Origin of the sequence: Bacillus badius NBRC 15713 (genome assembly GCF_001591605.1) — a bacterium.
In the GTDB taxonomy this organism is placed as follows: domain Bacteria; phylum Bacillota; class Bacilli; order Bacillales; family Domibacillaceae; genus Pseudobacillus; species Pseudobacillus badius.
On sequence record NZ_BCVF01000002.1, the window covers coordinates 169,422 to 179,298 of the forward strand.

Consider the following 9,877-nt stretch of genomic DNA (forward strand, 5'->3'; position numbering starts at 1 on the left):
TTTAGTGTCTAATTTGTCCTGTTCCTTCTACAAGCGACTTCACAGTGGTTAAGGCGCGCAGTCCCATCGGTCCGCGTGCATGCAGTTTTTGTGTGCTTATACCAATTTCCGCTCCATACCCAAACTGTTCTCCATCTGTAAAACGAGTGGATGCATTATGATAAAGGACGGCGGCATCAATCGCCCGGAAAAACATGTTCACTTGTTCGCTGTTCTCAGAAACGATCGCTTCTGAATGCTTCGTTCCATACGTTTGAATGTGTAAAATGGCGTCTTCGATGTTTTCTACTGTTTTTACTGCCAAGATGGGAGCTAAATATTCCGTGTGCCAATCCTCATCTGCTGCTTGTTTCATAAATGAACATTCGGCTGTTAAGTCAGCGGAGCCTCTAAGCTCTACGCCTTTGTCGAAGAGGGACTGCAGCAGCGCGCGCCGGTGCGGCCAGTCTTTATGAATCAGCAAGGTTTCAGCGGCATTGCAAACAGAAGGGCGCTGCAGCTTGGCGTTTTCCGCAATGGCAATCGCCATATCTTTTTCCGCGCTGTCATCAATATAAATATGACAATTACCCACGCCAGTTTCCAGTACAGGGACCGTGGCCTGTTTGATCACCGTCTGGATTAAGCCGGCTCCGCCTCGGGGAATTAATACATCCAAGTAATCATTCAGCCGAAACATCTCTGTCGCTGTTTCCCTGCTTGTATCTTCTAGCAGCTGCAGGGCATCCTCTGGAAGAGGAGATGTCTGCAGCGCGGCTTTCATTACCTTTGCTAAGGCCAGGTTGGAACGGGCGGCAGAAGAACTGCCGCGAAGCAAAACAGCATTGCCTGCTTTCAAACAAAGAGCGGCGGCATCCACCGTCACATTCGGACGCGCTTCATAGACCATGCCAATAACACCGAGCGGCACCCGGACGGTTTGGATATTCAGGCCGTTTTCAAGCGTCCACTTTTCTGTTGTTTCACCAACAGGGTCTGTAAGCTCGATCAATTGCCGGACGCCGTCCGCCATTTGCCGGATGCGCTCTTCTGTTAACTGCAGCCGGTCTAACAGAGGCGGGGCAAAACCGGCGGCAGCTCCTGCCTCCATATCCTGTGAATTCTCTTCTAGAATAAAATCGATATTCGAAAGCAGCGCATCGGCGATCTGCTCCAGCGCCAGGTTTTTCTCTTTTTCCGTTAACATGGCCATTTGATAGGAAGCTGCCTTGAGCAGCTTTGCCTTTTCAAGTAATTCTCCCATTGTCTCCACTCCATTCTTTTGATTAAACCATAATCTTCGTTGTTACCCAGTTATCGCGGTGAATCACTTCTGCCCGCTCATTGATTGAATAGCGCCGGGCTTGGGCGCTGCTTTGTCCCTTCACCTTCTCTAAATCTGCCGAAGAATAATACACTTGCCCCTTGCCGAGCACTTCGTTTTTTTCATTCAGCACCGTCACTACATCCATTGCATGAAACAATCCTTCAACGGCTAGCACTCCAACAGGCAAAAGGCTTTTTCCCCGCAATAAAATAGCTTGCTCAGCGCCTTGATCGACGATGATTTGCCCGCTTGGCTTGGCATGGTGGGCCAGCCATTGCTTTTTCATTTGCATATGGCTTTTAAAGGGGGCGCCAATATAGGTGCCGGACCCTTTTCCCGCGAGAATATCCAGCAGCTTCTCTTCGCCGGAACCATTTCCCACAAAAATCGGCACTCCAAGAGCCAGCGCTTTTTTGGCAGCCAGCAGCTTGGATCTCATCCCGCCGGTTCCAATGGAGGTGCCGCTCGAACCGGCATAAGACAACAGTTCATCAGTTACCTCAGGGATAAAGTGGAATCGTTTGGCCCCCGGATTATTGATAGGGTTACTGTCATAAAGGCCATCAATATCGGTGAGAATAATCAGTGCATTCGCTTGAGTAAAGCCGCTGACAAGAGCAGACAGCATGTCGTTATCCCCATAAGTCAGCTCTTCAATAGAAATAGAGTCATTCTCATTAATAATAGGAACGGCGCCGGCTCTCAGTAATTCCGACATCGATGTATAGAAGTTATGGAAGCGGCCGCGGCTATAGAAGTCTTCCTTTGTTAATAACATCTGGGCAGCGACCAGGTTAAACGGCGCCAGCAGAGAAATATACTTTTGAATAAGCAAGCTTTGCCCAACTGCGGCCGATGCTTGTTTGGCCGCGACCGTTTTCGGGCGGGACGTATATCCTAGTGACCGAAAGCCAGCCGCAATGGCACCGGAAGAAACGACAATGACTTCATGCCCCTCTTCACGGAGCTTTGCGATGGCGGACACATGATCATTCACTTTTTCTTCTACAATATTTCCTTGCTCATCCGTCAGAGAACTGCTGCCGATTTTCACAACAACCCTTGATTTTTTCACCATCCATCATCCTTTTCTTGTATATAAAAAAACAGCATGCCCCTCCTCCTCATCAAAGGACGGAGGGCATGCTGTTCCGCGGTACCACCTTTATTGACGCGTAGAAGCGTCCGCTTTGCACCCATAACGCGGGGAACGGCTTATGTTGTCATAAGCGATGCCTGCTAAGGGCAGGTTCAACAGCTGCCTGCGAGGAACCTTTCAGCCGGTGAGTTCCATTCTCTGACGCATTTCACTTGTTTACTAATCCCTTGATCGTTTACTTATTCATGATTATTCATAATTATCTATCATTTCTCTGATTTGTCAAGAGGGGGAGAAGATGACCTATAAATGCCCGATGATTTCACAATATCAAGAAAATGCTTTAATATGCGGGCAGTTAAGCCCCAGACAATACGGCCTTCGTAAGAATAAAAGTATTCATCCATCGTGCGCGGCTGCCATTTATAATCTTCTCCGCCAATAATTAAATCATACGGAAAGCCTTCCGCCGGTTCGACCTTGAAATGAATGGTATGACGGTCCGGTGCAGTTTCCAGCAAATAGTTCAAAGGGATCGTAAACACCTCTGCCACTTCATCAGGATTCAGCTGCAACTGATCAGCCGGCACGGCGCCTGCGAAGGGAAAGATGATCGTCCCAAAGGGCGACAGCATAAAGTCAAGCGGGAAAGTATCGCGTATGTCAGAAGGAGACACACCAAGCTCTTCAGCTGTTTCGCGGATAGCAGTAAAAAGTTCATCCCGATCTTCCGGATCACATTTTCCGCCGGGGAAGCAAACCTCTCCCGGCTGCCGGCGCATTTCATAGGAACGCACTTCAAATAGCACATGAATCTCTCCATCTTTTTCAACAAGGGGGAGAAGGACAGCAAATTTAGCAAAGTGTTCACTGCCTAGAATGGCAGGCGTCCGTCCTTGAAAGTGTTCAAATAGTTGGTTCAGTTTCATAGCGGCACCTCTTCCTTACAATCTCTCTGTCCTTATTATAGAACATCCGCTGAATCTTGTGAAAAAAGAACCGGGGAGAGAGTCCAAACAAAAATTGTCATAAAAACTCACCATTTGTTGAAAGATTTTTAATGAAAAGTAGAAGAATTTTAGACATAGTAATAAGGGGGAGAGGATAGAAGTGAAAACAAATGAAACTGGATTGATCGTATCAAACCATTTGCCAGTTGAGCACAACAATTGGTATGATGCCTTTTTAAAAGCTGTTTGTGATCCTCTATGCATCTTTAACCAGAATGGAAAAATCATTGCTGTAAACGAGGCATTCGAACAGGAGTATGGCTGGAAGTTAACGGGACGGCAGAGAGAACTCCTGCCGACTATTCCCACACACCTTGAGGGCGAATTTGACTTTTTGAAACAGAAGCTATTATCTGGGAAAACCGTTCATCATTTTAAAACAATTCGCCTTCATAGAGAAGGCTCTCTTCTTCATGTCAAAATTTCCGTATCGCCTATTCATGATGAAAACGGCCAATTCATAGCTGCCGTGTGTGTTACAAGAAATATTACCCAAAAAATTGAAACTGCTCTTTTACTAGATCGCAAAGTAGAAGAATTAAAAGAAAATGAGAAGAAATTTCTGGATATCTCAGAAAATATTAATGATATTTTTTGTGTATACGACCGCTTTACAAACCGCGCCCTTTACGTTAGTCCCTCCTATGAAAAAATTCTGGGACACTCAAAAGGCAAGATGTATCAGGACCTGAGCTCCTTTCTATCAGTGATTCATCCGGAAGACCGGGAGAGATTCAAACGGTTTGCACATGAAGAAGCGTATGGCGAACGATCAGAAATTGAGTATCAAGCTGTCCACAAAGATGGCGCTGTTATTTGGCTCCGCTCCCGCAAAATTATTGCTGAGCATTTTAAGAACCGTGTCATTGTCATTACACAAGATATTACGAATTTAAAAGAAAAGGAGATTCTGCTCAACAAACGGGATAAATTAAGTGCGGTCGGCCAGCTTGCAGCGGGCATTGCCCATGAAGTGAGAAACCCTTTAACAGCCATTAAAGGATTTACACAATTGTGGGGACAGGAGACTCATCATAAGTACAGCCAGATTATTCTGGCGGAGCTTGACCGGATTGAATCGATCATGCAGGAGTTTTTAATGCTTGCCAAGCCGAACCAGGAAATGTTCTTCGTTGAAAAAGAAATGAATGACATTTTAAGAGACACCATTGCATTTATGGAGCCGGAAGCGATGCTGTACGGAGTACAATTGATTCTGGAGCCGGCAGAAAAGCTTCCTTTGGTCCGGGTGGAAGAGAAACAAATCAAGCAGGTCATGCTGAATTTAATCAAAAATGCGATTGAAGCCATGCCGGATGGAGGACAGGTGACGATTCGCACAAAAAAAGCCGGGGACGATTCGATTGGCATCGAGGTGGCAGATAACGGGATCGGCATTTCTCAGGAACGGATTCCTCACCTTGGGGAGCCGTTCTATTCGAATAAAGAAAAGGGAACCGGACTCGGGCTTATGGTCAGCTTTAAAATTATCGAGCACCACAAGGGAAAGATTTTCTTTGAAAGCGAAGAAGGAAAGGGAACAAAAGTAGAAATCCGCCTTCCTAGCAGCAGATAACCAATTTTGTTTTTCCTTGCACTCCTTAAAGGATCAGCAGCATGAAAACCGAAAACGATGACGACATGTAAAGCAGCCCAAGCAGCGCCTAAAGCGCGATTGAAGTGAAAGAGATAAGGATCACTGGCCTATGTTCTTGCGGAACATAGGCTTTTTTCCTGTTATTCTTCATCATCCCAACACCTGTCATCCATCATTATCCGCAACCAAGCAAGCATTTTTGCTTCATGAAAAAGAAAATGTTTGCTAGTATGAGTGTTCAGGGAAAGGGTTAGGGAGAAAAAAAGAAAGAGGAGTACATATGATTCAATTTAATAAGGTTTCCAAAAAGTACGCGGATGGAACAGCCGCTGTAAAGTCGATCGATTTATCTATACAAAAGGGAGAATTTCTCATTCTTGCCGGGCCCAGCGGCTGCGGAAAAACGACGACATTGAAAATGATTAACCGGCTCATTGAGGCTTCTGAAGGAACGATTGAGATCGGCGGGAAGGAAATCAGCAATTATGATATTCATGAACTGCGCTGGAATATCGGCTACGTTCTTCAGCAAATTGCTTTATTTCCTCACTTGACTGTTGAAGAGAATATCGCGATCGTTCCAGAGTTGAAAAATTGGGACCGTCATCAAATAGAAAAACGAGTAGATGAGCTTTTGTTCATGGTCGGCCTCGAACCGGATAAGTACAAAAAGCGGAGGCCGGCGGAATTATCAGGCGGCCAGCAGCAGCGTGTCGGGGTAGTACGGGCTTTAGCAGCCGATCCGGATATCTTGTTAATGGATGAGCCGTTCAGTGCTTTAGATCCAGTAAGCAGGGAGAAAATGCAGGATGATCTTGTTGAATTGCAAAAAAGCATCCATAAAACCATTGTATTTGTTACACACGATATGCAGGAAGCATTCAAGCTTGGAGACCGGATTTGCCTCATGAAGGACGGCCAAATTGTTCAGCTCGATACTCCTGAAAACATGTTCCACGCGCCTGCGAATGAGTTTGTGAAGCAATTTATCGGCACCGCCCGACCGGCAATCCAGGAAACTTTCACAGTAGGCCAAGCCCTTGTGAAACAGCCCGTCCCGATTACAGCCAATCAGCCGGGCATACGGACAATTGCCGCTGAATTGCCGCTAGAAGCAGCGATTGAACAACTTATGCAAGAGGAGCAAATTCAAGTAGAACAAGAAGGCCAAATCATCGGGATCATTACAAGACAATCCGCTTTAGCTTATGTGTCGGCCATGTTGAAGGAGAGAAGAGCCCATGGATAAATTTATCAGTGTATTTAATGATCGAAAGACAGATGTGCTGCAATCACTGCTCGAGCATGTGCAACTTTCTTTCATCTCCTTGTTTTTTGCCGTCATCATTGCGATTCCTTTAGGGATTTACTTAACCCGTCACAAGAAGGCAGCCGAGAGCATTATCGGCGTGACAGCTGTGCTGCAGACGATTCCGTCGCTGGCTTTACTGGGATTGATGATTCCAGTGTTCGGCATCGGGCGTGTTCCCGCCATTATCGCTCTCGTTGTGTATGCTCTTCTTCCAATTTTGCGTAATACATATACAGGAATTACCGGAGTCGATCCATCACTGCTTGAAGCATCCAGAGCCTTGGGCATGAAAAGCTATCAGCAATTAATCAAGGTAGAGCTTCCGCTCGCTATGCCGGTGATCATGGCGGGGATTCGGACCGCGATGGTATTGATTGTTGGAACGGCGACTCTCGCGGCTTTGATCGGAGCAGGAGGCCTTGGCGATATCATTTTGCTTGGCATCGACCGCAATAATACCTCTTTAATTATTTTAGGAGCGGTCCCGGCAGCATTGCTCGCTATCTTTTTTGATATGGTGCTGAAAGCCGCTGAGAATGTCTCATTTAAACGCTCCTTAACGATCGCAGGAATCGCAGTTGTGGCAGCCTGCGCGATTCTGCTTGCCCCGTCGCTGATGAAATCAAAAGAAGAAACAGTCGTGATTGCCGGGAAGCTTGGCAGTGAACCGGAAATATTAATGAATATGTATAAACTGCTGATCGAGCAAGACACCGACCTGGAGGTGGAATTAAAGCCGGGGCTCGGAAAAACCTCTTTTGTGTTTAATGCTTTACGTGCAAAAGAGATTGATATTTACCCGGAATTCACCGGAACGGCGATCGCTGAATTTTTAAAAGAGGAGGCAAAAAGCACCGATCAGAAAGCTGTGTACAAGCAAGCGCAATCCGGCTTGCTGAAAAAATATGATATGGCGCTGCTTCGTCCGATGGCTTACAACAATACGTATGCCTTAGCTGTTCCCGAACAAACGGCCAAAGACCTTCAACTAAACAAGATATCCGATTTAAAAAAAGCAGAAGGGCAAATGAAAGCCGGCTTTACATTGGAATTTGCTGATCGTGAAGATGGCTATCGCGGCATTCAAAAAAAATACAACCTGCGCTTTCCGTCCGTCCAAACAATGGAGCCTAAGCTGCGCTATCAAGCGATTAAATCAGGCGATATTAATTTAATAGATGCCTACTCCACGGACAGTGAATTACAGCAGTTCCGTTTAACGGTGTTAGAAGACGATCTTCAGATGTTTCCTCCCTATCAAGGAGCTCCACTGCTAAGAAAAGAAACACTGAAAAAGCATCCGGAGCTCGAAAAAACGTTAAACAAGCTTGCCGGCAAAGTGACAGATGACCAAATGCGGAAGATGAACTACGAAGTGAATGTGAACGACCAGAAGCCGGAAGAAGTGGCACGGGACTTTTTAGAGGCGGAAGGGCTTTTGAATTAGAAAAAATTGGTTGGACAAAGAATTGAAAATGTTTTACAATAATTTTGCAATAAACTATTGTTAAAAGATTCTAAAAAATTGTACAATGTTTTGTATACTATTATTTTATCACTTTACTTTCAATAAATTCATCTACAGCAAGGAGACAGTGCGACATGAAAGAACAGACTATCCAACTCAACCTAAGTCCTGAAAAAAAATCGAAACCGAAAGCAGAAGAACTTGGCTTCGGGAAAATATTCACGGACCACATGTTTATTATGGATTACACGGAAGGGCAGGGCTGGCATGATCCTCGGATCGTTCCTTATGAGCCGCTTTCATTGGACCCGGCCTGCATGGTCTTTCATTACGGCCAAACTGTGTTTGAAGGATTAAAGGCCTATTTAACAGAAGAGGGTCGGGTATTGTTATTCCGACCAAAGAAAAACTTTGAGCGCTTAAACCGTTCCAACGAGCGTCTGTGCATCCCTCCGGTGGATGAAGAGTTTGCTTTGGAAGCGCTGAAACAATTAATTTCAGTTGAGAAAGAATGGATTCCAAAAGCGGAAGGCACATCGCTTTACATTCGCCCATTTATCATTTCGACAGAGCCGTTCCTTGGGGTAGCGCCATCCAGCCAATACAAGTTCATCATTATCTTGTCGCCGGTAGGTGCTTATTACAAAGAAGGCATTCATCCAGTTAAAATTTTGGTCGAAAACCAATTTGTCCGGGCGGTAGCCGGTGGAACAGGTGAAGCAAAAACAGCAGGAAACTATGCGTCCAGCTTAAAAGCGCAAGAAGTCGCCGATCGCCAAGGATACACACAAGTCTTATGGCTGGACGGCCTGGAAAAGAAGTACATTGAAGAGGTCGGCAGCATGAACGTCTTCTTTAAAATCAACGGAGAAATCGTCACTCCTGCGCTGAACGGCAGTATTTTAGAGGGCGTAACGAGAAACTCTGTGATCGAGCTGTTAAAATCTTGGAACCTGCCGGTGATTGAACGCCGTGTAGCAATGGAAGAAATTTACGAAGCCTATAAAGCCGGACAGCTGGAAGAAGCATTTGGCACAGGAACGGCAGCCGTCATTTCTCCAATCGGCGAGCTATTCTGGAATGATGAAAAAATGATCATCAACGAGGGAGTTACAGGACCGGTTGCTAAAAAGCTTTACAGCTCCATTACGAACATTCAAAGCGGGAAAGAGCCTGATCCATTTAACTGGACTGTAGAAGTTGACCAATATGCAGAAGCAAAATAAAAAAAGCTTTTTCATCAGCTGATTTCATTGATAAGCAGCTAACTATCGTTTAGAACAGGGAGAAGCTAGTCGCCATGCGATCAGCTTCTCTTTTTTTATCTCTTCACAGGGGTGGCCTGTAGTTTATTCATGTTAGAGCATAAATACATATAGAGGAGAGGGAAGACCATGTTTGTACATAAAGTCGATGAAAATTTATCCTTGAAGTTAATTGAGTTGAATGATGCTGAAAGAATTTTTGAACTAACGGACCAATCGAGAAGCTATTTAAGAGAATGGCTGCCCTGGGTAGACGGAACAACTAAAGTGGAAGATTCACAAGAATTTATCAAAATTTGTTTAAAAGGCTATGCTGAAAATAAGAGTATGAATACGGTAATATTATTTGATGGAGAAATCGTCGGCGTTGCCGGTTTTAACAGCATCAATTGGTCCAATAAAACCGTTCAAATAGGCTATTGGCTCGCAGAAGGATATCAAGGAAAGGGAATTATGACAAAGACTGCTAAGGCGCTGACTGACTATGCTTTCAGCCGCCTGCATTTAAATAAAGTGGAGATACGGGCTGCTGTGGGGAATCAAAAAAGCAGAAGCGTTCCTGCAAGGCTGGGGTTTGTAGAAGAGGGCATCATCAGACAGGCAGAATGGTTATATGATCATTATACAGATCACGTGGTTTACGGGATTTTAGCAAATGAATGGAAAGAAAAGCAAGGCAAGCAATAACGTATAAGAGAGATGGCCAGCCAAACAAGCACCTGTATGAACAGGTGCTTCAGACTGCAGACAAAGTCAATGAAAATGGAAGTTTGTCTACAGTCTTTTTTATTTTCTTGCGGAGGGGTCCTGTTGCTTTCCA

8 protein-coding genes are annotated in these 9,877 nt (G+C 45.2%); 5 read left to right on the forward strand and 3 right to left on the reverse strand.

Features of this window, described 5'->3' with window-relative positions; genetic code table 11:
- Window position 1 precedes the first annotated feature (1 nt).
- The 3 genes from BBA02S_RS02075 to BBA02S_RS02085 form a co-directional block, all read right to left on the reverse strand.
- Window positions 2–1,243, reverse strand: coding sequence for a glutamate-5-semialdehyde dehydrogenase (locus BBA02S_RS02075; protein WP_041113590.1), 1,242 nt, complete (start codon window positions 1,241–1,243; stop codon window positions 2–4).
- A 22-nt stretch (window positions 1,244–1,265) separates the two neighbouring features.
- A complete protein-coding gene (gene proB / locus BBA02S_RS02080) occupies window positions 1,266–2,381 on the reverse strand; it encodes a glutamate 5-kinase (RefSeq protein WP_041097975.1) in 1,116 nt (371 codons plus the stop codon).
- A 290-nt stretch (window positions 2,382–2,671) separates the two neighbouring features.
- Window positions 2,672–3,334, reverse strand: coding sequence for an NUDIX hydrolase (locus tag BBA02S_RS02085; RefSeq protein WP_052475060.1), 663 nt, complete (start codon window positions 3,332–3,334; stop codon window positions 2,672–2,674).
- Between the two features lie 181 nt (window positions 3,335–3,515).
- Between BBA02S_RS02085 and BBA02S_RS02090 the strand changes: the two genes are divergently transcribed.
- The 5 genes from BBA02S_RS02090 (at window position 3,516) to BBA02S_RS02110 (ending at window position 9,744) form a co-directional block, all read left to right on the forward strand.
- A complete protein-coding gene (locus tag BBA02S_RS02090; protein WP_041096005.1) occupies window positions 3,516–4,991 on the forward strand; it encodes a PAS domain-containing sensor histidine kinase in 1,476 nt (491 codons plus the stop codon).
- A 301-nt stretch (window positions 4,992–5,292) separates the two neighbouring features.
- The gene (locus BBA02S_RS02095; RefSeq protein ID WP_041096004.1) at window positions 5,293–6,261 is read left to right on the forward strand and encodes an ABC transporter ATP-binding protein; all 969 of its coding nucleotides are present in this window, start codon (window positions 5,293–5,295) and stop codon (window positions 6,259–6,261) included.
- Window positions 6,254–7,771: an ABC transporter permease/substrate-binding protein gene (locus tag BBA02S_RS02100; protein ID WP_041096003.1), complete on the forward strand. Its 1,518-nt coding sequence runs from the start codon at window positions 6,254–6,256 to the stop codon at window positions 7,769–7,771. The genes BBA02S_RS02095 and BBA02S_RS02100 overlap by 8 nt, the downstream gene beginning before the upstream one ends.
- A gap of 155 nt (window positions 7,772–7,926) precedes the next feature.
- Window positions 7,927–9,018: a branched-chain amino acid aminotransferase gene (locus tag BBA02S_RS02105; protein ID WP_041096002.1), complete on the forward strand. Its 1,092-nt coding sequence runs from the start codon at window positions 7,927–7,929 to the stop codon at window positions 9,016–9,018.
- A gap of 168 nt (window positions 9,019–9,186) precedes the next feature.
- Window positions 9,187–9,744, forward strand: coding sequence for a GNAT family N-acetyltransferase (locus BBA02S_RS02110; protein ID WP_041113589.1), 558 nt, complete (start codon window positions 9,187–9,189; stop codon window positions 9,742–9,744).
- The last annotated feature ends 133 nt before the right edge of the window (window positions 9,745–9,877 follow it).